The organism is Serratia sp. S4 (assembly GCF_000347995.1).
GTDB lineage: Bacteria > Pseudomonadota > Gammaproteobacteria > Enterobacterales > Enterobacteriaceae > Serratia > Serratia quinivorans.
In genome coordinates this window covers 1,855,289-1,879,126 of the sequence record NZ_KB661120.1, presented here as the reverse complement: position 1 = coordinate 1,879,126, position 23,838 = coordinate 1,855,289, and the positions used below count along the sequence as shown (strand labels likewise).

19 protein-coding genes are annotated in these 23,838 nt (G+C 53.8%); 12 read left to right on the top strand and 7 right to left on the bottom strand.

Annotation, left to right across the window (positions count from 1 at the left end):
• Nucleotides 1–4: 4 nt before the first annotated feature.
• On the bottom strand, nucleotides 5–2,125 hold the full coding sequence (gene rlmKL, locus SERS4_RS0109480) for a bifunctional 23S rRNA (guanine(2069)-N(7))-methyltransferase RlmK/23S rRNA (guanine(2445)-N(2))-methyltransferase RlmL (protein WP_026142297.1): 2,121 nt from the start codon (nucleotides 2,123–2,125) through the stop codon (nucleotides 5–7).
• 103 nt (nucleotides 2,126–2,228) lie between these two features.
• On the opposite strand from rlmKL, the gene SERS4_RS0109475 reads away from it, so the two are divergent.
• Complete coding sequence (locus SERS4_RS0109475; protein ID WP_012006169.1) at nucleotides 2,229–3,332, top strand: YcbX family protein; 1,104 nt, start codon at nucleotides 2,229–2,231, stop codon at nucleotides 3,330–3,332.
• Nucleotides 3,333–3,338: 6 nt separating this feature from the next.
• Here the strand turns inward: SERS4_RS0109475 and SERS4_RS0109470 are convergent, their stop codons facing one another.
• Nucleotides 3,339–3,887 carry a cell division protein ZapC gene (locus SERS4_RS0109470; RefSeq protein ID WP_012006168.1) on the bottom strand — a complete coding sequence of 183 codons (549 nt, stop codon included), beginning with the start codon at nucleotides 3,885–3,887 and terminating at the stop codon, nucleotides 3,339–3,341.
• A gap of 175 nt (nucleotides 3,888–4,062) precedes the next feature.
• On the bottom strand, nucleotides 4,063–5,073 hold the full coding sequence (gene pyrD / locus SERS4_RS0109465) for a quinone-dependent dihydroorotate dehydrogenase (RefSeq protein ID WP_012006167.1): 1,011 nt from the start codon (nucleotides 5,071–5,073) through the stop codon (nucleotides 4,063–4,065).
• A gap of 260 nt (nucleotides 5,074–5,333) precedes the next feature.
• Between pyrD and ssuE the strand changes: the two genes are divergently transcribed.
• From ssuE to ssuB, 5 genes are read left to right on the top strand one after another with little or no spacing between them, the layout of a single operon-like run.
• Nucleotides 5,334–5,912: an NADPH-dependent FMN reductase gene (gene ssuE / locus SERS4_RS0109460; protein WP_017892298.1), complete on the top strand. Its 579-nt coding sequence runs from the start codon at nucleotides 5,334–5,336 to the stop codon at nucleotides 5,910–5,912.
• Nucleotides 5,913–5,937: 25 nt separating this feature from the next.
• Nucleotides 5,938–6,903, top strand: a complete 966-nt coding sequence (locus SERS4_RS0109455; protein ID WP_017892297.1) for a sulfonate ABC transporter substrate-binding protein — start codon at nucleotides 5,938–5,940, stop codon at nucleotides 6,901–6,903.
• A 16-nt stretch (nucleotides 6,904–6,919) separates the two neighbouring features.
• Nucleotides 6,920–8,068: an FMNH2-dependent alkanesulfonate monooxygenase gene (gene ssuD / locus SERS4_RS0109450; protein ID WP_017892296.1), complete on the top strand. Its 1,149-nt coding sequence runs from the start codon at nucleotides 6,920–6,922 to the stop codon at nucleotides 8,066–8,068.
• Nucleotides 8,069–8,079: 11 nt separating this feature from the next.
• The gene (gene ssuC / locus SERS4_RS0109445) at nucleotides 8,080–8,874 is read left to right on the top strand and encodes an aliphatic sulfonate ABC transporter permease SsuC (RefSeq protein ID WP_017892295.1); all 795 of its coding nucleotides are present in this window, start codon (nucleotides 8,080–8,082) and stop codon (nucleotides 8,872–8,874) included.
• On the top strand, nucleotides 8,871–9,644 hold the full coding sequence (gene ssuB, locus SERS4_RS0109440; RefSeq protein ID WP_017892294.1) for an aliphatic sulfonates ABC transporter ATP-binding protein: 774 nt from the start codon (nucleotides 8,871–8,873) through the stop codon (nucleotides 9,642–9,644). Before ssuC ends, ssuB begins: the two co-directional genes overlap by 4 nt.
• Before the next feature lie 31 nt (nucleotides 9,645–9,675).
• Here the strand turns inward: ssuB and pepN are convergent, their stop codons facing one another.
• On the bottom strand, nucleotides 9,676–12,291 hold the full coding sequence (gene pepN / locus SERS4_RS0109435) for an aminopeptidase N (RefSeq protein ID WP_017892293.1): 2,616 nt from the start codon (nucleotides 12,289–12,291) through the stop codon (nucleotides 9,676–9,678).
• A 221-nt stretch (nucleotides 12,292–12,512) separates the two neighbouring features.
• On the opposite strand from pepN, the gene SERS4_RS0109430 reads away from it, so the two are divergent.
• From SERS4_RS0109430 to SERS4_RS0109400, 6 genes are all read left to right on the top strand, one after another.
• On the top strand, nucleotides 12,513–12,701 hold the full coding sequence (locus SERS4_RS0109430) for a hypothetical protein (protein ID WP_017892292.1): 189 nt from the start codon (nucleotides 12,513–12,515) through the stop codon (nucleotides 12,699–12,701).
• A gap of 38 nt (nucleotides 12,702–12,739) precedes the next feature.
• Nucleotides 12,740–14,440: a GGDEF domain-containing protein gene (locus SERS4_RS0109425; RefSeq protein WP_017892291.1), complete on the top strand. Its 1,701-nt coding sequence runs from the start codon at nucleotides 12,740–12,742 to the stop codon at nucleotides 14,438–14,440.
• Between the two features lie 254 nt (nucleotides 14,441–14,694).
• Nucleotides 14,695–15,900, top strand: a complete 1,206-nt coding sequence (pncB, locus tag SERS4_RS0109420) for a nicotinate phosphoribosyltransferase (RefSeq protein WP_017892290.1) — start codon at nucleotides 14,695–14,697, stop codon at nucleotides 15,898–15,900.
• 225 nt (nucleotides 15,901–16,125) lie between these two features.
• Nucleotides 16,126–17,526, top strand: coding sequence for an asparagine--tRNA ligase (asnS, locus tag SERS4_RS0109410; RefSeq protein ID WP_012006158.1), 1,401 nt, complete (start codon nucleotides 16,126–16,128; stop codon nucleotides 17,524–17,526).
• Nucleotides 17,527–17,829: 303 nt separating this feature from the next.
• On the top strand, nucleotides 17,830–18,939 hold the full coding sequence (gene ompC / locus SERS4_RS0109405) for a porin OmpC (protein ID WP_017892288.1): 1,110 nt from the start codon (nucleotides 17,830–17,832) through the stop codon (nucleotides 18,937–18,939).
• Nucleotides 18,940–19,183: 244 nt separating this feature from the next.
• A complete protein-coding gene (locus tag SERS4_RS0109400) occupies nucleotides 19,184–20,374 on the top strand; it encodes an amino acid aminotransferase (protein WP_017892287.1) in 1,191 nt (396 codons plus the stop codon).
• Between the two features lie 67 nt (nucleotides 20,375–20,441).
• Here the strand turns inward: SERS4_RS0109400 and SERS4_RS0109395 are convergent, their stop codons facing one another.
• The 3 genes from SERS4_RS0109395 to ldtD form a co-directional block, all read right to left on the bottom strand.
• Nucleotides 20,442–21,089, bottom strand: a complete 648-nt coding sequence (locus tag SERS4_RS0109395; protein ID WP_012006155.1) for an MBL fold metallo-hydrolase — start codon at nucleotides 21,087–21,089, stop codon at nucleotides 20,442–20,444.
• Nucleotides 21,090–21,155: 66 nt separating this feature from the next.
• Entirely contained in the window at nucleotides 21,156–21,704 is a 549-nt protein-coding gene (locus tag SERS4_RS0109390; RefSeq protein WP_012006154.1) for a YcbK family protein, read from the bottom strand.
• 181 nt (nucleotides 21,705–21,885) lie between these two features.
• The gene (ldtD, locus tag SERS4_RS0109385; RefSeq protein ID WP_012006153.1) at nucleotides 21,886–23,727 is read right to left on the bottom strand and encodes a L,D-transpeptidase; all 1,842 of its coding nucleotides are present in this window, start codon (nucleotides 23,725–23,727) and stop codon (nucleotides 21,886–21,888) included.
• Nucleotides 23,728–23,838: the final 111 nt, after the last annotated feature.

Sequence of the window (23,838 nt, the reverse complement as noted above, 5' to 3'; positions counted from 1 at the left end):
GTAATTATTTTCCTTCGCCGGCATGGGTAAGCAGCCAGCAGTTATGAATTTGACGGTTACGGGCAAAGTCCTGCGACTGTGTCTGGGCGGTAATTTCTTTCGCCACCAGACCCAATGCGCTCAGGCCAGCCATATCCATCTGGAAACCGCGCTTGTTGTTCGAGAACATGATGGTCCCGTTACGACGCAGTAACCGTTTCAAATCTTGCATCAGCGCCAGGTGATCGCGCTGAACGTCAAAAGTGTTCTCCATCCGCTTGGAGTTGGAGAAGGTCGGCGGATCGATAAAGATCACATCGAATTGTTCGTCGGCATTTTGCATCCACGACAGGCAATCCGCATGGATCAATCTGTGCTGTTTGCCGGTCAGGCCGTTAACCCGCAGGTTTTTCTCTGCCCATTCCAGATAGGTGCGCGACATATCCACCGTCGTGGTGCTGCGCGCCCCACCCAGCCCGGCATGCACGCTGGCGGTGCCGGTATAGGCAAACAGGTTGAGGAAGTCTTTACCTTTGCTCATCTCCCCCAACATGCGGCGGGCAATACGGTGGTCGAGGAACAGACCGGTATCGAGATAGTCAGTCAGGTTAACCCACAGCTTGGCGTTAAACTCTTCCACCAGCAGGAATTCGCCCTTCTGCGCCAGTTTTTCGTACTGGTTTTTACCTTTCTGGCGTTCGCGGGTTTTCAGGATCAACTGGTTGGACGGCAATTCCAGCACCGCCAACGTGGCGTTGATCACGTCGAACAGGCGTTGACGAGCCTTCTGAGCATCAATGGTTTTCGGCGGCGCATATTCCTGCACCACGACTTTGCTGCCGTAGCGATCCACCGCCACGTTATATTCCGGCAGGTCAGCATCGTACAGGCGGTAGCACTCAATGCCCTGCTGTTTGGCCCACTTGTCGAGCTTCTTCAGGTTTTTGCGCAGACGGTTGGCAAAATCTTCCGCCACCTGTACGCCACCGGCACCCAGCGGGTTTTCTGCCAGTTGGTAATTTTTCTGCACACAGTCCAACGGGCCATTTTTTGCCTTGAACTGGCGCTCGGCACGCAGTTGCAGGCAGCTCAACAGCTCCGGTGAGGCGCTGAACAGTGACAACTGCCAGCCACCAAAAGCGCTTTTCATGATACGACCCAGCATATTATGCAAGGCAATCAACGCCGGTTCGCTTTCCAGACGCTCGCCGTATGGCGGGTTGCAGACTACAGTTCCCGTCGGGCCTTCCGGCAGCGGGTTGGTCAGTTTGGCTACGTCGTTGACGTTAAAGGTAATCAGTTCAGCGACGCCGGCACGACGGGCGTTGCCGCGCGCCATTTCAATCACCCGGCGATCGATATCAGAGCCGAAGAAACGCGAGGTGGTTTCCTGCAGGCCGCGACGGGCGCGTACCTGCGCTTCGGTGATCACTTCACGCCACAGATCGACGTTGTGACCATTCCAGGCGGTAAAGCCCCAGTGTTGACGATGCAGGCCAGGTGCGCGATCGGAAGCAATCATCGCCGCTTCGATCAGCAGGGTACCCGAACCACACATTGGATCCAGCATTGGCGTGCCCGGCTGCCAGCCAGAACGCTGTACAATCGCCGCTGCCAGGCTTTCTTTCAGCGGTGCCTGTCCGGTCAGATCACGATAACCACGCTGGTGCAGGCCTTCACCGCTCAGATCCAGCGCTACGCTGGCCATATCGCGCTGCAGGAATACATTGACGCGAATGTCCGGCTGCTGCTTCGCTACCGTCGGGCGTTGTTCAATCTTGCGGGTAAAACTGTCGACAATGGCGTCCTTGACCTTCAGTGCGCCATACTGGCTGTTGCGGATCTCTTCGTTAACGCCACTGAAGTGAACGGCGAAAGTTTTATCCACACCAAAAATGCTCGTCCAGTCGATCGCCTGTACGCCCAGGTACAAATCCAGATCGCTGTGTACGCGGAATTCATTCAACGGCAGCAAAATACGTGAGGCCAAACGGCTCCACAGCAAGCTTTGGTACAGAAGACGATCGTCACCCTGAAAATGTACCCCACCCTGTACGACTTTACAGGCGTGAGCGCCCAGCGCTTCGAGTTCGCTTTTTAACAGTTCTTCCAGTCCACGCGCCGTGCTGGCAAACAGAGAGTTCATATCGTACTTATCACCAAAAAGAAAATTGTTGCGCATTATAGCTAATCCAGACCGCTTGTCATAAAGTTGCTCCCTTCTATTTACTAATCGCGCGGAGACAAGGGTGATTACGCTAGCCAAACTTTACGTTCATCCGGTTAAATCGCTTCGGGGTTTGCAGCTTTCTCACGCCCAGGTTTCCAGTAGTGGCCTGGCTTTCGATCGCACTTTTATGATCACCGAGCCGGATGGCACCTTTATTACTGCGCGGCAATATCCGCAGATGGTGTTATTCACTCCGGCACTGCTGGCAGACGGCCTGTTCCTGACCGCGCCCGACGGAGAAAGTGCCGCCATCCGCTTTAGCGATTTCGCCGCCGAAGCGCAACCGACCGAAGTCTGGGGTAACCATTTCACCGCCCTGATTGCACCGCAGGCAATTAATAGCTGGCTGAGCGGTTATTTCCAGCGTGACGTACAATTGCGTTGGCTCGGCCCGGAGCTGACCCGTCGCGTTAAAAAACACCCGGAAATCCCCCTGTCCTTCGCCGACGGTTATCCCTACCTGCTAATTAACGAAGCCTCGTTCAACGACCTGCAACAGCGTTGCCCCGGCAGCATCAAGCTGGAACAGTTTCGCCCGAATCTGGTGGTGACCGGCGCCAGCGCCTGGGCAGAAGATGGCTGGCAGGTGATCCGCGTCGGTGACGTGATGTTTGACCTGGTGAAACCTTGCAGCCGCTGCGTACTGACCACCGTCAGTATCGAACGTGGGCGCAAACACCCGAGCGGCGAACCGCTGAGTACCCTGCAGAAATTCCGCACCGCCGATAATGGCGATGTCGATTTTGGCCAGAATATGGTGGCGCGCAATAGCGGCATTATCCGCGTTGGCGATGCCGTTGAAGTGTTATCCACCAAGCCGCCACGCCCTTATGGCGCAGGTAAAGTGGTGGAAAGCGTGCAGGCACCGCAGGACAGTGCGCAGAACGTCACTATTGATTACGCGGGAACGGTGTTTACCGGCAACAATCAGCAGATCTTGCTGGAGCAGTTGGAACAGCAAGGGCTCCGGGTGCCTTATTCATGCCGTGCGGGAATTTGCGGGAGTTGTCGCATAACCTTGGTCAATGGCGAAGTGGCACCGCTGAAGAAAAGTGCGGTGGCCAACAATGGCACCATTCTTTGCTGCAGCTGTATTCCCAAAAGCGATTTGACGCTGGCGTAATCGGCCTTACATCGCCCTGTCGTAAGCCGGGGCTGAGGCTTCATCCTGCGCGCAGGGTTTCAGGCGATCGTGCATCACTTTGATGGCATCGCCCAGCACCATGGTACGGCCGGCCAGTGAAAGCTGGTTCTGCGCCAGCAGGCACAGGCTGGCGTTATCGCCGGCTTCCACCACCAGCAGGCGGGCTTCAATACCGCTTTCCATCACCTTAACCGCGGCCAGTTCGCCGTTCTTCGGCTGCAACGGGTAATGCTGCTGCGAGAAATGCCAGCTCTTCGGCATCAGCGGTTTCAGAAAGCGATAAGCCACCAAGGCATTTAATACCAGTTCAGCACGCTGCTCGTGGCTGAGCTTTATCTGTTTGCACTGCTCTTCATAATTAAAATAAAGCGCGGCGTCATCGACACAGAAAGAGCATTCATCGAAGGCATCCGGGGTTAACATTTTGGCCGGGAAACGCGAGCGAAAGATCATCCCATTGGCTAAATCCAGCATTAGCCGATCGTGTTCAGCGTCAAAATACCAACGCCAATTATCGTCAGGTTTTATCTTCATCTCTTATCCTTCTCGCTGCCCATGCCACGCAATATTTACCCCAAAAGGTGATTTTATCACCACTAAAGTCGCTTAAACATCGGATAATTCCGCGAACGATATTTATGCTAGTGGACAAAATATAGACGAGCCGGGGGAATAAATAAACCCCCGGCGGAAAATGAAAGGAAAAATATTAGATGTAGTTAACGATATCTTTAATCAGGCGTGGACCCTTGAAGATAAATCCGGAATAAATTTGCACCAGTGAAGCCCCTGCCGCCATTTTTTCCCGCGCCGCCATCAGGGAATCAATTCCGCCAACGCCGATAATCGGCAAGCGCCCTTGCAGCTCAAGTGACAAACGACGGATCACTTCGGTGCTGCTCGCCTGCAGCGGACGACCACTCAGGCCCCCCATTTGCTCACAATAATTCAGCCCCTGGATCAATTTACGATCCAGCGTGGTATTGGTCGCGATCACGCCATCTATATTATGACGCACCAGGCTGTCGGCTATTTGGATCAATTCTTCTTCAGAAAGATCCGGTGCGATCTTTACTGCTACCGGTACATATTTGTGATGACGCTCATGTAATTCCTGCTGCTTATTTTTAATCGCGGCCAGCAGATCGTCCAACGCTTCGCCATACTGTAAGGATCGTAATCCTGGGGTATTAGGTGACGAAATGTTAATCGCGATATAACCGGCATACGGATAAACTTTATCCATGCAGATTAGATAATCGTCTTTTCCTTGCTCAACCGGGGTGTCTTTATTCTTGCCGATATTAATCCCCAGAATACCGCCGAAATGGGATTTCTTAACGTTTTCAACCAGATTATCCACACCCTGGTTATTAAAGCCCATGCGGTTGATCAGGCCTTCGGCTTCCACAATACGGAACAGGCGCGGTTTGTCATTGCCCGACTGCGGCCGCGGCGTCACGGTGCCGACTTCGACAAAACCAAAACCCATAGCGCCAAACGCATCGATACACTCGCCGTCTTTATCCAGACCGGCGGCCAAGCCCAAAGGGTTTTTAAAAGAGAGCCCCATGCAGCTTACCGGTTTGGTCGGCACAGACTGACGAATAAGGAATTCTAACGGGGTACCGGTGACACGGCGAAGCTGTTGAAAAGTCAATTCATGCGCACGCTCGGGATCGAGCTGGAACAACGCTTTTCTGATGAGGGGGTAGTACATGTACTCTCCTGATTTCCCGGTTGCAAACCGGGGGCGTATTATCCGGTATCCCCTGACCAATTGGAATTGATTAAAAGCAAAAAAAAGCGTTTTTTACGCAATCGTTTTCCCCCTTCTGAGCCAAAACCGCCGCCAATCCGCATTTGCGCATAACAAAATCGAAAAATGAGATTTAAGTAACTCCCCTTATTACTGATAGGTTTAAAACACTTCTCGACAATTTCATGATTAAACCTAACTTTTAGTTATAAGGAGTGGTAATGCGCGTTATATCACTGGCCGGCAGCCCTCGCATCCCATCACGCTCGGCGGCACTGCTTTCTGTGAGTAAAAACTGGTTGCAGCAGCAAGGCGTAGAGGTGATCTCCTATACCCTGCATGATTTTGATGCCGAAGATTTACTGTATGCCAATTTTAACAGCCCGGCGATCAAAGCCTTTACCGAGCAACTGGCACAGGCAGATGGCCTGCTGGTCTCGACACCGGTGTATAAGGCTTCGTTTTCCGGCGCGCTGAAGACCCTGCTGGATCTGCTGCCAGAGCGTGCGCTGGATCATAAGGTGGTATTGCCGCTGGCCACCGGCGGTTCCATTGGCCATATGTTGGCAGTGGACTACGCCCTCAAGCCGGTTCTGGCGGCGCTGAAAGCGCAGGAAGTGCTGCACGGGGTATTTGCCGATGACAGTCAGGTGGTGCTGGACGGGGAAGAGGTCACCCTGGCCGAAAATCTGGCTGGCCGACTGGAAGAAGCCCTGGAAAGCTTTTATCTGGCGTTGGGCCGCCGCAAGCCGCCGAGAGCCAAGCTCTCCCCTTCCCTGTTGGCCCGCCAAACCGCCTGACGGCACAGCATATAAGGAAATAAACATGAAACGACTTTCTTCACTGGGCCGTTGGCTGGGCACCAGCGCATTGGCAGGCATCCTCTCATTGGCCTGGACCAATGCCGCCAGCGCACAGGATCCGGCGCAGTTTCGCATTGGTTACCAAAAGGGATCGGTCAGTCTGGTACTGGCAAAAACCCATCGGCTGTTGGAACAGCGTTTTCCCAACACCAAAATCAGTTGGATCGAATTCCCCGCCGGCCCGCAAATGCTTGAAGCGCTGAACGTCGGCAGTATCGATCTGGGCAGTACCGGCGATATTCCGCCGATCTTCGCCCAGGCCGCCGGAGCGGACCTGCTGTATGTCGGCGTAGAGCCACCAAAACCCAAGGCAGAAGTGATCCTGGTGCCAGAAAACAGCCCGATCAAAACCGTCGCGGAGCTAAAGGGCCACAAGGTGGCCTTCCAGAAAGGCTCCAGCTCCCACAATCTGCTGCTGCGCTCATTGCAAAAAGCCGGGCTGAAATTCACCGATATTCAGCCCGTCTATCTGACCCCGGCCGATGCCCGCGCCGCCTTCCAGCAGGGCAATGTCGATGCCTGGACAATTTGGGATCCCTACTATTCCGCGGCCTTGTTGCAGGGCGGCGTGCGGGTACTGGGTGACGGTACCGATTTGAATCAAACCGGCTCCTTCTATCTGGCGGTGCGAACTTATACCGAGGCCAATGGACCCTTTATTCAACAGGTGCTCGATACGCTGACCCAGGCTGATGCGCTGACCCTAAGCGACCGTGCGCAAAGCGTCACGCTGCTGGCCAATGCCATGGGCCTGCCGGAGAAAGTGATTTCGACCTATTTGGATCACCGCCCGCCCACCGCAATCAAACCTCTGGATGCGCACACCATAGCCGCTCAGCAGCAAACGGCCGATCTGTTTTATGCCAACCGCCTGGTGCCGGTAAAAGTCGATATTTCGCAACGCATCTGGCACCCAAGCGCACAATAATTTAGGAGAACTGACGATGAGCCTGAACGTATTTTGGTTTTTACCCACCCACGGTGACGGTCACTATCTTGGCAGTACTGAAGGGGCCCGCAGCGTCGATTACGGTTATTTGCAGCAAATCGCCCAGGCGGCCGATCGATTGGGTTTTGGTGGCGTGCTGATCCCTACCGGCCGCTCCTGTGAAGACTCCTGGCTGGTGGCCGCTTCGCTGATCCCGGTCACCCAACGACTGAAATTCCTGGTAGCCCTGCGCCCCGGCATTATTTCGCCCACTCTGGCGGCACGCCAGGCAGCGACGCTGGATCGTCTTTCCAATGGCCGGGCACTGTTTAATCTGGTTACCGGCGGCGATCCTGATGAATTGGCGGCGGAAGGTCTGCACCTGAATCACGAAGAACGCTACGAGGCCTCGGCGGAGTTCACCCATATCTGGCGCAAGGTGCTGGAAGGAGAAACCGTCGACTTTAACGGTAAACATATTCAGGTAAAGGGCGCAAAACTGCTGTACCCACCGGTGCAACAGCCACGTCCACCGCTCTACTTTGGCGGATCCTCCGCCGCTGCGCAGGATCTGGCTGCCGATCAGGTTGAAATGTACCTCACCTGGGGCGAGCCGCCGGCGCAGGTAAAAGAAAAAATTGCCGAGGTACGCGCCAAGGCCGCAGCCAAAGGTCGCCAGGTGCGTTTCGGTATCCGCCTGCACGTCATCGTGCGCGAAACCACCGAAGAAGCCTGGCGAGCTGCCGACCGGCTGATTGCCAATCTGGATGAAAAGACCATCGCCGATGCCCAGCAGGCCTTCGCCCGGTTTGACTCCGTAGGGCAACAACGAATGGCGGCATTGCACGGCGGCAAGAAAGACAATCTGGAGATCAGCCCCAATCTGTGGGCCGGGGTGGGTTTGGTGCGTGGCGGTGCCGGAACCGCGCTGGTGGGCGATGGCCCGACGGTGGCAGCGCGTATGCAGGAATACGCCGATCTGGGCATCGACACCTTTATTTTGTCCGGTTACCCGCATCTGGAAGAGGCCTATCGCGTTGGCGAACTGCTGTTCCCACATCTTGATCTGGTGGAAAACCAAGCGCCCGCGCCACGCCGACCCACCAAAGCACAGGGCGAAGTGGTGGCCAATATTTATATTCCACAAAAAGCATCGCAAAGCTGAGGAGCCGCACTATGGCAAACGGCACACAACGAATCTTGTACCGGTTGGCCCCCTGGGCATTGCCGGTAGCGCTGGTGGCAGTCTGGCAAATATCCGTGGAAGCGGGCTGGCTGTCGAACCGCATTCTGCCGGCGCCGAGCGCCGTAGTGACCGCTTTCTGGTCCCTGACCAAGAGCGGCGAGCTGTGGCAACACCTGACCATCAGCAGTTGGCGCGCGTTGATCGGTTTTAGCATTGGCGGCAGCATCGGGCTGGCGCTGGGCTTTATCACCGGCCTGTCACGCTGGGGCGAACGCCTGCTGGACAGTTCCGTACAGATGATCCGTAACGTACCGCATCTGGCATTAATCCCGCTGGTGATCCTGTGGTTTGGTATCGATGAGTCCGCCAAGATTTTTCTGGTGGCATTGGGCACCCTGTTCCCTATCTATCTCAATACCTATCACGGTATCAAGAATATCGATCGGGGCCTGCTTGAAATGGCACGCAGCTACGGCCTGAGCGGTTTCCAGTTATTCGCCCAGGTGGTTTTACCCGGCGCCCTGCCCTCTATCATGGTCGGCGTGCGTTTTGCATTGGGCTTTATGTGGCTGACACTGATCGTGGCCGAAACCATTTCCGCCAATTCGGGGATTGGCTACCTGGCGATGAACGCCCGTGAATTCCTGCAGACCGACGTAGTGGTGGTGGCGATTGTGTTGTACGCCCTGCTCGGCAAGCTGGCGGACGTCAGCGCCCAATTGCTGGAGCGCGTCTGGCTGCGCTGGCATCCGGCCTATCAACTCAAGCAAGGAGAAGCGCTATGACAACTCCCGCGCGTATTCCCCAAGGGACTCCAGTCACGCTGGAATCCATTGCCAAGCAATACGGTAACCGCAGGGTACTCGACAATATCCAGTTACGCATCAGCGCCGGCCAGTTCGTCGCCGTGGTTGGTCGCAGCGGTTGCGGCAAAAGCACGCTGCTGCGTCTGATGGCCGGGCTGGAGAATGCCAGCAGCGGCGCGTTATTAAGCGGCAATGCGCCACTCGCCAATGCCAGGAACGAGACTCGCCTGATGTTTCAGGACGCCCGCCTGCTGCCGTGGAAAAAGGTGATCGACAATGTCGGCCTCGGCCTGCGGGGTAATTGGCGAGCCGATGCATTGCAAGCGCTGAAAACCGTTGGGTTGGCCGATCGTGCCAATGAGTGGCCGGCAGCCTTGTCCGGCGGGCAAAAGCAGCGGGTAGCACTGGCTCGCGCACTGATCCACCGTCCACGCCTGTTGCTGCTGGATGAGCCCTTGGGCGCGCTGGACGCGTTAACGCGGATTGAAATGCAGGGCCTTATCGAAGGGCTATGGCAACAGCATGGTTTTACCGTACTGCTGGTGACGCACGACGTCAGTGAAGCCATTGCGCTGGCGGATCGGGTGATTTTGATTGAGGAAGGGCGTATCGGGTTGGATTTGACCATTGACCTGCCGCGTCCACGCCGTAAGGGATCTGCCAGGCTGGCAGAGCTGGAAGCCGAAGTGCTGGACCGGGTACTGTCACCGCCGCCGTTGGCTGAAACTTCGCGCCGGGTCGCGAATTAAAAAAGGGACGGCATGCCGTCCCTTGTTCGGTTTACGCGTCGAGCGCTTTGGTGATCTTTTCGAACAGGTCGCCGGACAGGTTCTCCAGCCCCTTCAACTGCTCAAGTGCTTTGCGCATCAACGCCTGACGTGAAGCATCATAGCGTTTCAAACGAATCAGCGGCTCAATCAGGCGTGCGGCAATTTGCGGGTTGCGCTGGTTCAGATCGCTGAGGATCTCCGCCAGGAACTGATAACCACTGCCGTCTGCCGCGTGGAACGCCGCCGGGTTGGCAGAAGCGAAACCACCGATCAACGAACGCGTACGGTTGGGATTGCTCAGGCTGAATGAACGGTGTTTCAGCAAGCTACGCACCTTGGTCAACACGTCCGCCGCCGGGCTGGTCGCCTGCAACACGAACCACTTGTCCATCACCAAACCATCCTGATGCCAGCGCTCATCGAATGCCGTTAACAGCGCATCGCGGCAAGGCAACTGTGCCGCTACCGCCGCCGCCAGAGCCGCCAGTGAGTCGGTCATATTGTCTGCCTGGCGATACTGCTCGGACACCAATCGGTCGGCCAGTGCTTCATCGCCAAAGGCCAGATAGCCCAGGCACACATTGCGCAGCGAACGTTTGGCGATGTCAGCGTGTTCCACCCGGTAACCGTCGGTTTTATTGGCGTTATAAACCGCCAGCCACTCGTCGGCCATTTCCTTGGCCAGGCAACGGACGATCGCTTCGTGCACCGCAGCGATCGCTTCGGGATCGATGGTCGCGAACAGTTCGGCAATTTCACCTTCCGATGGCAACGTCAGGATTTGCGCGGCTAATGCCGGATCCAGCGTTTCGTCCAACAGCACGGCGCGGAACGCATCAGCAACGTGTAATGGCAGCGACAACGGTTGTTTCTGCTGATGTTTGGCAACGTTCAGTTTGATATAGGTGGCCAGCAGGCTCTGTGCCGCATCCCAGCGGGCAAATTCATTGCGCGCATGCTTCATCAGGAAGGTCAATTGCTGATCGCTGTACGGATAATCCAGCTTCACCGGCGCAGAGAACTCGCGCAGCAGGGACGGTACCGGCTTGTGCGCCACGCCGTCGAACACGAAGGTCTGCTCCGCTTCGGTAATGTTCAAGACGTTATTGACCGCTGAGCCGTCTTTCTGCAGAGCAATCACATTGCCTTGTGCGTCGTACAGTTCGATATCCAGCGGAATATGCAGTGGCAATTTCTGCGGCTGATCGGCGGTCGGTTCGGTCTTCTGGCTAACGTGCAGGCGATACTGCTGCTGCTCGGCATCGTATTCATCGCGCACGGTGAGCAATGGCGTGCCGGACTGGCTGTACCAGCGACGGAACAACGACAAATCAACGTTGGATGCATCCTCCATCGCCTGAACGAAATCATCGCAGGTGGCCGCGCTACCGTCATGACGCTCGAAATACAGCTGGATGCCTTTCTGGAACTGCTCTTCACCCAGCAGCGTGTGCAGCATGCGGATCACTTCGGATCCTTTCTCATACACCGTCAGGGTGTAGAAGTTGTTCATTTCGATCACTTTGTCCGGACGAATGGCGTGCGCCATCGGGCTGGCGTCTTCGGCGAACTGCGCACCGCGCATCACGCGCACGTTATCGATGCGGTTAACCGGACGTGAACCCAGATCAGAACTGAACTCCTGATCGCGGAACACCGTCAGCCCTTCTTTCAGGCTGAGCTGGAACCAGTCGCGGCAGGTCACACGGTTGCCGGTCCAGTTGTGGAAGTATTCGTGGCCAATCACCGCTTCAATATTCAGATAATCTTTGTCGGTGGCGGTTTCGGCTTTTGCCAGCACGTATTTGGAGTTAAAAATATTTAACCCTTTATTCTCCATCGCCCCCATGTTGAAGAAGTCGACCGCGACGATCATATAAATGTCGAGATCGTACTCAAGTCCGAAACGGGTTTCGTCCCATTTCATCGAATTCTTCAGCGAGGTCATCGCCCAATCGGCGCGATCCAGGTTGCCACGGTCAACGAACAGCTCCAGCGCCACTTCACGCCCGGAGCGGGTGGTGAAACTGTCGCGCAACACGTCAAAATCACCGGCCACCAGCGCAAACAGGTAACAAGGTTTTGGGAACGGATCTTGCCACTGCACCCAGTGACGTCCGTCTTCCAGCTCTCCCTGGCCTACGCGGTTACCGTTTGACAACAGGAACGGGTAACGAGCCTTGTCAGCCACAATGCGGGTGCTAAAGCGGGCCAGTACGTCCGGGCGATCCAGATAATAGGTAATATGGCGGAATCCTTCGGCCTCACATTGAGTACACAGCGCCTCACCGGACAGGTACAAGCCTTCCAGCGCGGTGTTTTTCGCCGGGTGAATATCATTGACGATGGTCATGGTAAATTGTGCTGGCAATTTCTCGATAACCAGCTTGTTATCCTGCAACTGATAGGCAGTCCATGGCTGGCCGTCGATCTCAATACTCACCAGCGTAAGGTCTTCACCGTTCAGTACCAGTGCCGCGTCGGCTGCGCCCTGGCGTTTAATCTTGCTGACGGCAGTGACGCGAGTGGTCTCTGAGTCCAGCTCAAAATCCAGGTCAATGTCAGTGATGGTGTAATCTGGTGCACGATAATCGTGGCGATATTTCGCCTGTGGCTGTTGTATCATAAAAACCCTTTGACGTCTCAGTGAGTTACAGGTGCCAGGCTTTCATCTTGAGGTTATTTCGCCGTGGGGAAAGAGCAGAAATTTCGATGAGCCTGATTGTAAATAAACTGTATCACAGCTACAAAAAAAACCCAGAGATGCCGGGCCACCAGTGCGGAGAAATCGGAGGTGGATCCTAATATTGTCGACGAATTGCCCACCCAGTCAGGTGCCTTGACCTGATGCAGCATAAAAATCAGCATTTAATGCTAAAAAACCCTCTTCAGTTTACACGCCTGCTCAAGCTTCAGAAAGCGGGTGAAAAGTACGGTTTTTTCAGCGCTCATGGGCAAACAGCGGCGGCGCAGCAGCACTTTTCTGCCCGCAGCCGCTCGCTGGGTATAGTTAAGACAGCCTGGGAGACTCAATGATATAATTAGCAAATCTGGCTCAAGGACGCGCGGTGCGTATGAAAGTAAAATATCTGATCTATTTTTTTACCTTTGCCCTGATGTCCTCTTTCGCCCTGTTCATTTCCGACGAGTTGGTCGAGGCCGAAACCGGCTATCGCGACAACCAGCTTAACCTGTACAAAATTACCCGCGCCAAACAGATTTCAGAGGCTTTTCAGGCCACCTTATTGGCGCACCGTCTGAAACGCCTGAGCCTGGTCGATCCTCATATTACTTCGCAGCAATGGCAGGAAGCGGATCGAATAGCTCGGGAGAAAATTGCCCGCTTTCGCCCCCATATTGACAGTGATATCTCGCAACAGCTTGGCATTCGGCAAAAAATCGCTGCACTCTCCATGCTCAACCTGATGGAACAATTGCTCAATAGTGACAATCTGCAGCTTTCGCTCGTTACCGATGCCAATGCCAACCTGTTTAATATCAACAGTGCCTACTACATTTCTCAGGCCAGCAAAAGCTATTACCGCTATAGCTACGACAACCGCATGGTCGATGCCGATTCATTTCTGTTTCTGGAAGCCGTACGGCTGAATAACCGGCTGAACCTGTCCGTCACCGAACTTATCGATCAGGTTATCGATGTCAATATCAACCCGTTGGAGCGTAAAGTCGCTTATTTGAAAGCCGTTCAGCTCACCGGAGTATTAAGTTCTTTAAGCGCCCGGCTGATATTTATGAAGCTGAGCTATAACGATGTGCAAACCACGTTCCTGGTGAATGATATTCTTGAGCAAATATCGACCAAAAAGATCGGCCAGATTACCAACGGACTCTATACTGCCGTCGATACTCACAGCCTCTATCCCGCCAGTTCGATTTATCAGTACGTTAAAAACCTGACAGAGCTTTCACAACGGCTTTTCCAGCGTAGTTTTGAAATGGAGATCGCCGCCTCTCAGCATAAGATCTATAACAGCCAGACCGCCATTTACGGCATGATTTCCCTGGGTGGCCTGATCGCCCTGTTTATTTTTCTGCCAACGCTGGTTTACTGTTCAAATATCAGCCGCTGGTTAACGAAAACGCATAATAATATTTTTCGGCTGTCGCGCGGGAATATGAACATAGTGCCTAATGAGGTGTTTTACGGCCAGGAGTTAATGGCCATCAGCGATGCCATTAAACAACTCAAACAGTATCAGTTGGAAAAGGTAACGCTGGAAAACGAAAAACACTTGCTGATCAAAGAGCTGGAAGCCTCTTCATTCCTTGACCCCTTGACCAACATCTATAACCGGCGCAAATTTTTCCGCGAGTGCGAATCGCTGGCCGCCAGCAGCTACCCGCTGGCCTTCTGCCTGATTGATATTGATAACTTCAAAAATCTCAATGATAGCTACGGCCACCATGTCGGCGATCTGGTGTTGGTCGCCTTCGGTAAACTGCTGCAGAGCACCTTCCGCTCCAGTGATATTTTCTGTCGCTATGGCGGTGAGGAATTCGCCGTGATCCTCGGGAACTGTACGCTGGAGAATGCACGCGAAGTGATGTCCAAGCTACGCGAGCGAACCCACCAATTAACCCTGACAATAGCCGATGGGCAAAAGGTTTGCTTCACCACCAGCTGTGGCATTGCCCAGGTGAGCGACATCCGGCTGTTGCCAACGGCGATCAAACAGGCGGATGAAGCGCTCTATTTCAGTAAAAATAACGGTAAGGACCGGATCGGCATTTACACCCCGACCGGTTTTATCTGAATTGTTGTTTAAAATAATTAACATTATAATTTTTATGACTAATTAGCCTAAGTCATTCACCTTACAGGCTTATCTGGCTTTTCTGCCGCCATCCTGATGGCAAGCCAGCATAAAGGCACGTTTAATCCTCGACCCGCTCCGATGAATTGTGGTGTGATGCAGCTTCAATAACAGGATAATCCGGGTATACTCCCCCCACTTTTTTTGATTATCCGGATTTGGACACGCGCCTGACGAGGATGCAGTAACGCGCTATGACTCAATACGCCTCCCCGATTTTGACATCACTGCTTGATACTGATGCCTACAAGCTTCATATGCAGCAAGCAGTGTTTCATCGCTATCCCGCTATCAGCGTGGCGGCGGAATTCCGCTGCCGTGGTGACGAGCTGCTTGGCGAATATGCCGACGAAATTGGTGCGCAAATCGCACTGATGAGCCAGTTGGCGCTGACAGACGCTGAGTTCGACTATCTCTCAGGGCTACCCTTCTTCCGTGAGGATTACCTGAACTGGCTGCGCGATTTCCGCTACGATCCGCAACAGGTCCAGATCGAGAACCACGCGGGCAAGCTGCATATTCGCATTGCCGGCCCGTGGCGCGAAGTGATCATGTGGGAAGTCCCACTGCTGGCGGTAATCAGCGAAGTGGTGCACCGTCACCGCTCACCGGATGTCACGCCAGAGATGGCGGTAGCCCATTTGCGCAACAAGCTCGCACAGTTTAAAGCCATGAGTAGCGATGTGGATATTTCTCGCTTCAAGCTGATGGACTTCGGCACCCGCCGCCGTTTTTCACAGGCTGTGCAGCAGGCAATCGTCAGCACGCTGAAAAACGAATTCCCGTATCTGGTGGGGACCAGCAACTACGATCTGGCGCACCAGTTGGATCTTGCACCGGTTGGTACCCAGGCTCATGAATGGTTCCAGGCTCATCAGCAGATAAGCCCGGTGTTGGCCAACAGCCAGCGGGCGGCACTGCAGGCCTGGCTGGATGAATACCCGGATCAGCTTGGTATTGCACTGACCGACTGCATCACCATGGATGCCTTCCTGCGTGATTTCGGCCCGCAGTTTGCCCAACGCTATCAGGGCCTGCGCCATGACTCAGGCGATCCGTTCGAATGGGGCGAAAAAGCCATCGCGCATTTCCAGAAGCTGGGGATTGATCCGATGAGCAAAACTCTGGTGTTCTCCGATAACCTGGATCTGGACAAAGCACTGGCGCTTTACCGCCACTTCTACCAACGCGTCAACCTGGTGTTCGGTATAGGTACGCGTCTGACCTGCGATATTCCCGGGGTTAAACCGCTGAATATCGTTATCAAACTGGTCGAATGCAAAGGCAAACCGGTGGCTAAACTCTCCGACAGCCCGGGTAAAACCATCTGTCAGGATCAGGCCTTTGTAAAAGCGTTACGCAAAGCCTTCGATCTGCCGCTGGTAAAAAAAGCGAGCTAGTCCCCCTGCCCGATAAACGTTAAAAAGCCGGCTGAAGACCTCACGCCGGCTTTTCCTTCTTTATATAGTCCTTCTCGTTGTTCCCTTTTCGCCCAGCCCCAAGAAATGTTGCACCAATCCGGCGATTTCTACTTGTGCTCTGCACCGCGGCAAGTAACATAGCAACATCCCCATATTCTTGGGTTATAAGCTATTTCTAAACCAAATTATTAAAGAGAGAAATCTATGAGCGTAGTGCCTGTAGTCGACGTACTGCAAGGCCGTGCTGCGGTTGACAGTGAAGTCACCGTACGCGGTTGGGTGCGTACCCGGAGAGATTCTAAAGCTGGTATCTCCTTCCTGGCCGTCTATGACGGTTCCTGCTTTGATCCGTTACAGGCCGTCGTTAATAATTCTCTGCCGAATTATCAGGATGAAGTGCTGCATCTGACCACGGGCTGTTCCATTGAAGTCACCGGCGTTGTGGTGGCATCTCCGGGCGAAGGTCAGAGTTTCGAACTGCAGGCAACCGCGATTAAAGTGGTTGGCTGGGTTGACGATCCGGACACCTACCCGATGGCGGCCAAACGTCACAGCATCGAATACCTGCGCGAAGTGGCTCACCTGCGCCCACGCACCAATCTGATCGGTGCCGTTGCCCGCGTACGTCATACGCTGGCACAGGCCATTCACCGCTTCTATCACGAGAACGGCTTCTTCTGGGTTTCCACCCCGCTGATCACCGCCTCCGATACCGAAGGTGCCGGTGAAATGTTCCGCGTTTCAACTCTGGATCTGGAAAATCTGCCGCGTACCGATAAAGGTGCAGTCGATTTCAGCCAGGACTTTTTCGGCAAAGAAGCCTTCCTGACCGTTTCCGGCCAGTTGAACGGCGAGACCTATGCCTGTGCGCTGTCGAAAATTTACACTTTCGGCCCCACTTTCCGCGCCGAGAACTCCAACACCAGCCGCCACCTGGCGGAGTTTTGGATGATCGAACCGGAAGTGGCGTTTGCCGATCTCGAAGACATCGCCGAGTTGGCGGAAAAAATGCTGAAGTATGTATTCCAAGCCGTATTGAACGAGCGTATGGATGACATGCAGTTCTTCGCCGAGCGCGTAGACAAAGATGCTATCGATCGCCTGCAGCGTTTTGTTACTTCTGACTTTGCTCAGGTTGATTACACCGAAGCGGTGGAAATCCTGATCGCCTCAGGTCAGACTTTCGAAAACCCGGTTTCCTGGGGTATCGACCTGTCTTCCGAACATGAGCGTTATTTGGCCGAGAAACACTTCAAAGCGCCGGTAGTAGTGAAAAACTACCCGAAAGACATCAAAGCTTTCTATATGCGTATGAACGATGACGGTAAAACCGTTGCCGCAATGGACGTTCTGGCTCCGGGCATTGGTGAAATCATCGGCGGTGCTCAGCGTGAAGAACGTCTGGACGTACTGGATCAGCGTCTGGAAGCCATGGGGCTGAATAAAGAAGACTACTGGTGGTATCGCGACCTGCGTCGTTACGGCACCGTTCCTCACGCCGGTTTCGGTTTGGGCTTTGAGCGTTTAATCGCCTATGTCACCGGCGTGCAAAACGTGCGTGATGTCATTCCGTTCCCGCGGACTCCACGTAATGCAACCTTTTAATTAATCAGATAATACATTTTCTAATTAATTTAGTTACAAAACCAAGGCCAGCTTTGCTGGCCTTTCGCATTTTTTAATATTGACGCGCGTCACAAAGTTCCCTGAATATTACTTTTTGTTACAAATGCTTTCATTCTGATACCTCATTACGACATTGGTAGCATTTTCGTTCTAGATTAACCCGCCCGTGAATGGAACACTGCGTGCAGACACAGGACGACACCAATCTATCAACAATAGTTCCAAAAGAATTATTGGCGGCAGTGGCAAAGGTGTCCGAATAACACCAATGAGGGTAATATAATGATGAAGCGCAACATTCTTGCAGTGGTAATCCCGGCTCTGTTAGCAGCTGGTGCAGCAAACGCTGCTGAAATCTACAACAAAGACGGCAACAAACTGGATCTGTACGGTAAAGTTGACGGTCTGCACTACTTCTCAGACGACAAAGGTAATGATGGCGATCAGACCTATGTTCGTTTCGGCTTCAAAGGTGAAACCCAGATTACTGACCAACTGACCGGTTACGGCCAGTGGGAATACAACGTTCAGGCTAACCACGCTGAGTCTCAAGGCACCGAAGGCACCAAGACTCGTCTGGGCTTCGCGGGTCTGAAATTTGCTGACTACGGTTCATTCGACTACGGCCGTAACTACGGCGTACTGTACGACGTGGAAGGCTGGACAGATATGCTGCCAGAGTTCGGTGGCGATACTTACACCTACACCGACAACTTCATGACTGGCCGTACCAACGGCGTTGCTACTTACCGTAACAACAACTTCTTCGGTCTGGTTGACGGTCTGAACTTCGCTGTTCAGTACCAGGGTAAGAACGAAAACGACGGCCGTGCTCTGAAGAAACAAAACGGCGACGGTTGGGGCCTGTCTTCTACTTATGACATCGGCGAAGGCATCAGCTTCGGTGCTGCATACGCATCATCTGATCGTACTGATGCGCAGACCAACAACTCCACCGCTGGTGGCGACAAAGCTGATGCGTGGACCGTGGGTGCTAAATACGACGCGAACAACGTCTACCTGGCAACCATGTACTCAGAAACCCGCAACATGACACCATATGGTGATTTTGATGCCGGTATCGCTAACAAAACTCAGAACTTCGAAGTGACTGCACAGTACCAGTTCGATTTCGGTCTGCGTCCAGAAGTTTCTTACCTGCAGTCTAAAGGTAAAAACCTGGCTGGCCGTACCAATCACGGTTCTAGCTTCGGCGGCGGCGATGCCGACCTGGTTAAATATGTTTCTGTTGGTACCACTTACTACTTCAACAAAAACATGTCCACCTACGTTGATTACAAAATCAACCTGCTGGATGACAACGAATTCACCAAAGCCACTGGCACTGCTACCGACGACATCGTTGGTGTTGGCCTGGTTTACCAGTTCTAAGTTGTCTCACTTAACGGCGGTTCACCGTCGACTAAGTTAAAAAACAGGGCTTCGGCCCTGTTTTTGTTTTTGCGTCCCCCTAAATTTTTATCCTGCCAAATCCCCCTTCCCCCTCATTTTTTATGCTGAATATGCGTCCTTCACAAGATCGAGGTGTTTTTCTCGCAAACGGTTGGCAAAGGGCATAACTGGCGCTACCCTGATGCTTCTGTCTGCTTAACTCCAAGCCATGGAAGCACCTGACATGTTTGAAAAAATCACTGCTGCACCTGCCGATCCGATCCTGGGTCTGACCGACATTTTCCGCGCTGACGCCCGCCCTAACAAAATCAACCTGGGGATTGGCGTTTATAAAGATGAAACCGGTAAAACCCCGGTGCTGACCAGCGTTAAAAAAGCTGAGCAATATCTGCTGGAAAATGAGACCACCAAAAACTATCTCGGCATTGAAGGTATTCCGGCATTCGCCAACTGCACGCAAGAGCTGCTGTTCGGCAAACAAAGCCCAATTATTGCCGACAAGCGTGCGCGCACCGCACAAACTCCTGGTGGCACCGGCGGCCTGCGAGTAGCAGCTGACTTCATCGCCAATCAGACCAGCGCGAAACGCATCTGGATCAGCAACCCAAGTTGGCCAAACCACAACAACGTGTTTGGTGCGGTCGGTCTGGAAGTGCTGGAATACGCCTACTATGATGCAGCCAATCATGCGCTGGACTTCGACGGCCTGCTCCACAGCCTGAAACAGGCTCAGGCCGGCGATGTGGTGCTGTTCCACGGTTGCTGCCATAACCCAACCGGCATCGACCCAACGGCTGAGCAGTGGGCACAATTGGCCGAGCTGTCTGTGGCTAACGGTTGGTTGCCACTGTTCGACTTCGCGTACCAGGGCTTTGCGAATGGTCTGGAAGAAGATGCTCAGGGCCTGCGTATTTTTGCCGCCAAGCATCAGGAACTGATCGTCGCCAGTTCTTACTCGAAGAACTTCGGTCTTTACAACGAACGCGTGGGTGCCTGTACCGTCGTTGCTGCTGATGCAGAAACCGCCGACCGTGCCTTCAGCCAGGTGAAAGCGGCTATCCGCGCCAACTACTCCAACCCACCGTCACACGGTGCTGCCATTGTGGCAACCATCCTGGGTGACGATGCGTTGCGTGCGCTGTGGGAGCAGGAACTGACTGATATGCGTCAACGTATTCACCGCATGCGTCAGCTGTTTGTGAATACCCTGCAGGAGAAAGGTGCTGAGCAGGACTTCAGCTTTATCATCAATCAGAACGGCATGTTCTCATTCAGCGGGCTGACCAAAGAACAGGTTCTGCGTCTGCGTGAGGAATTTGGCGTCTACGCCGTTAACTCCGGCCGCGTTAACGTTGCCGGCATGACACCAGACAATATGGCGCCGCTGTGCGAAGCCATCGTCGCCGTGCTGTAAAACCGTCGCGCGACACATAGCAAAAGGGGCGCTCAAGCGCCCCTTAGTTATTTCTGCCGGAAATAACTTACCAGATGGCCGGCTCTTCACGCAGGAACGGGTTGGTTTCACGTTCTTGACCGAAGGTCGACATTGGCCCATGACCTGGGATAAACGCCATGTCATCACCCTGCGGCAATAACTTGGTGCGGATCGAGTTAATCAACGCCTGGTGATCGCCTTGTGGAAAATCACTGCGCCCGACACCGCCGTTAAACAGCACGTCGCCCACCAGCGCCAATCGCGCCTGATCATTAATAAACACGATATGGCCAGGAGTATGACCAGGGCAATGCAGCACCTTGAGCGTCATTTCGCCCACCTGCACGCTGTCCCCTTCTTCCAGCCACTGAGTTGGCGTCAGCGGTGCGCACTCTTCCAGCCCAAACATGCGGCTCTGCGCAGGTAGGCCATCGAGCCAGAAGGCATCTCTCTTATCCGGGCCGTAGATCGGTACCTGATAAAACTCTGCCAACTCAGCGGCCGCGCCAACGTGATCGAGATGACCATGCGTCAGCAGGATCTGCGTAACGGTTACGCCCTGCCTGGCTATTTCGGCCTTCAGTTTTTCAGGTTCACCGCCGGGATCGACCAACGCCGCCTGCTGGGTGCTCTCACACCAGATCAGACTGCAGTTCTGACTAAAAGCGGTAACGGGAATAATGTGGTATTTCATAAGGCTCCAACGACAACGGCGCCACACCCTGCCGGGCTGGCGCTACTCACTTGTGGTGCACAGCGATTACCAGGTCCGCACCGGGCCGGTATCGATGTGTACGAAGTTGCTACGTGGGTAATATCCTACACCACCGGCGCTCATTTTTAACGCCGCTTTACGGATATTACTCAGTTGGATGCCTTCGATATGGAAGTCCATCGCCTGGCCTTTGGTGTGGTAGCTGTGCTTGGCCACACCGCGACTGCGTGCACGCAGCTCATTGTTGGTATCCAGGGAACGATAACCAGAAACCAACTGCACCGGCTTGTTGGTGCCCAACAGACCTTGCAGACGGTAGAGATGATCGAACAGACGAGGATCGATCGACTTGACCTTATTGGCACGATAATCACGGAAGAGATGATTAAGACGGACTAATTCGTCTTTATTATATCCCTTACCGTCGAAGAATTCGGCTTTAAGCGATTCGCCCGTATGCATATTATTTACAACCAGAATACGCGGGCGCGAAGTAGAAAGACTGGCAAAGGCTTGCCCAGGGAGCAGCGCTATGCCCACAGCGGCGCTACCTAACGCCAGCCATTTACGGCGATGATGATCAATTTTGTCCATGTTTCTGTTAAACCCGGCAAGAATATCAAAATATATGCACAAAACAGCGCACTGCCCGAACCATAACCGCCCACACTGGCTGAGTCAACCCGTGATGTCCCGCGGTTTGCAGGCACTCACGCAATGAGTGCCTGCAACATGGCCCGATATTCTGACCGTTATTTATTTATAATTACTGCATTTATTGCATTAATTTTTCGGCCTGAGCCAAAATTTGTGCGCCCGATCTCACCGTGTCATCATAATTGTAAATATCTGTGCGGAATTGTGGTTTTCCATCATCAGAGACCCAGGCGGTTAAATAATACAATTTAACCGGAATATGCTGGCGGATATTGACGAAGGTGGTATTACCCTGTTTCAAGGTGGAAGAAACACGGGTGTTGTTCCAACCGGCATCCTGCAGCAACATATTCGCCAAATCCGATGCCTTGTTGACCCGAACACAGCCGGAACTTAAGGCGCGGATGTCTTTCTGGAACAGATTATGGTTGGGCGTGTCGTGCAGATAGATAGCGTCCGAACTCGGCATGTTGAATTTAAAACGGCCCAATGAGTTGGTCGCCCCCGGAGCCTGACGGATCCGATACGGGAAATTACGAGGCGAAATCATACTCCAGTCGATCATTGCCGGATTAATCACTTCGGCATCGTTGCTCCACCCCGAGAGCACGGTATAGCCATGCTTCTGGAAGTAGCTGCCGTCACGCATCGCCTTCGGCACGATATCTTCACGCACCAGCGTAGTAGGTACGTTCCACGGCGGGTTCACCACCACATTATTCAATGCGCTGCTCATCAACGGCGTCTTGCGGCTAGGCCGACCCACGATCACCCGAGAGGAAAGCACTTCATTGCCGTTTTGGTAGTAGGTCAACGAGTAGTTAGGAATGTTAACCATAATACCGGTATCGACATGGCCGGGTAGTATGCGTAACCGCTGGATATTCAGCGCCAACAACGAGGCTCGTATTTGCGGCGTTACGTTAAGCCACTCGCGAGTGCGCACGCCAATGACGCCGTCAGCACTCAGACCCTGCCATTTCTGGAAACGCTTAACGCCCTCCACCAGGTCGGGAGTATAGCGATTATCAGTAACGGTCACCGGGCTTTCTGACTGCTGCGAAAAAGGCGATTGCGGCGTTGGGACGAGATCTTTCACCGGGGCGGCGGCCGGGCTGACAACGGCACTCTGACTGTCACGACTTTTTTCTTCATCGACCGACAGGCCACCGTCGTCAGGCTCATTACGCGAACCGGTCAATACCGCAGGGGGATCCTGCACTTCCACCGGTGCCGTAGAAGGCGTCAGCATGCCGTTACGGGCCAGGATCTCACGCAAGGCTGGAATATCACTACTCAGTTGATCCGGACGCAGGCTTGGGCCATTGGCCATTTGCGGCCATGGACGGCCATCGGCCAGCATATCCCGCAGGGCCTGATGCATCTTGGCGTATTGCGGGTGCTGCGGCGCCAGCGTATTGACATAAGCCAGAGTCTTGCCCTGACGCAACGCCAATTGCCACTGGTTAATCACCGTATTGGGTGGCAGACCAAGCTTGTAGGGAATGTTGCTGTACAGCCAATTATTACCGTTGGCACCGATGGACGAAACAAACTGTAAATAGCCCAGCATCGCATCAGACAGCACCACATCGCGCGCCACGTCGGTAATCGCCGGGTTGGTCAACAGCTTCACCCATTGGGTAAACTGCGGCTGTACGCCGGACATCGCCAATTCGGCCAGTTGCTGCTGAAATTGCTGAACCGCTTCGCGATCCTGCCACATCAATTGCATCCGGTTCGCCGCGTACAAAGGAGCCAGCGTCGAAAGATAATAGGGTGTAATGCCCTTCGGCAATGCCGCAAGCAGTTCCGAACGGCTTTGCGCAACTGACATGCCGGATGACGCCACCGGAAACGCAGGAACGGTTGCCCATACGGGTAATGACGACGCAAGACCACATGCGATTGCGCAACTTAACGCCAGACGCCGCACAGTGTTTCCATTTCTAAGCAACATCCATTGCCCCCTGTATGCTCACAAAAAATATAACCAAGACAACTTATTAGTTTCAGTATACGAATAGAAAAGCCATTTTGCCCTTTGCTGCCTATGAATAACTGTTATTTC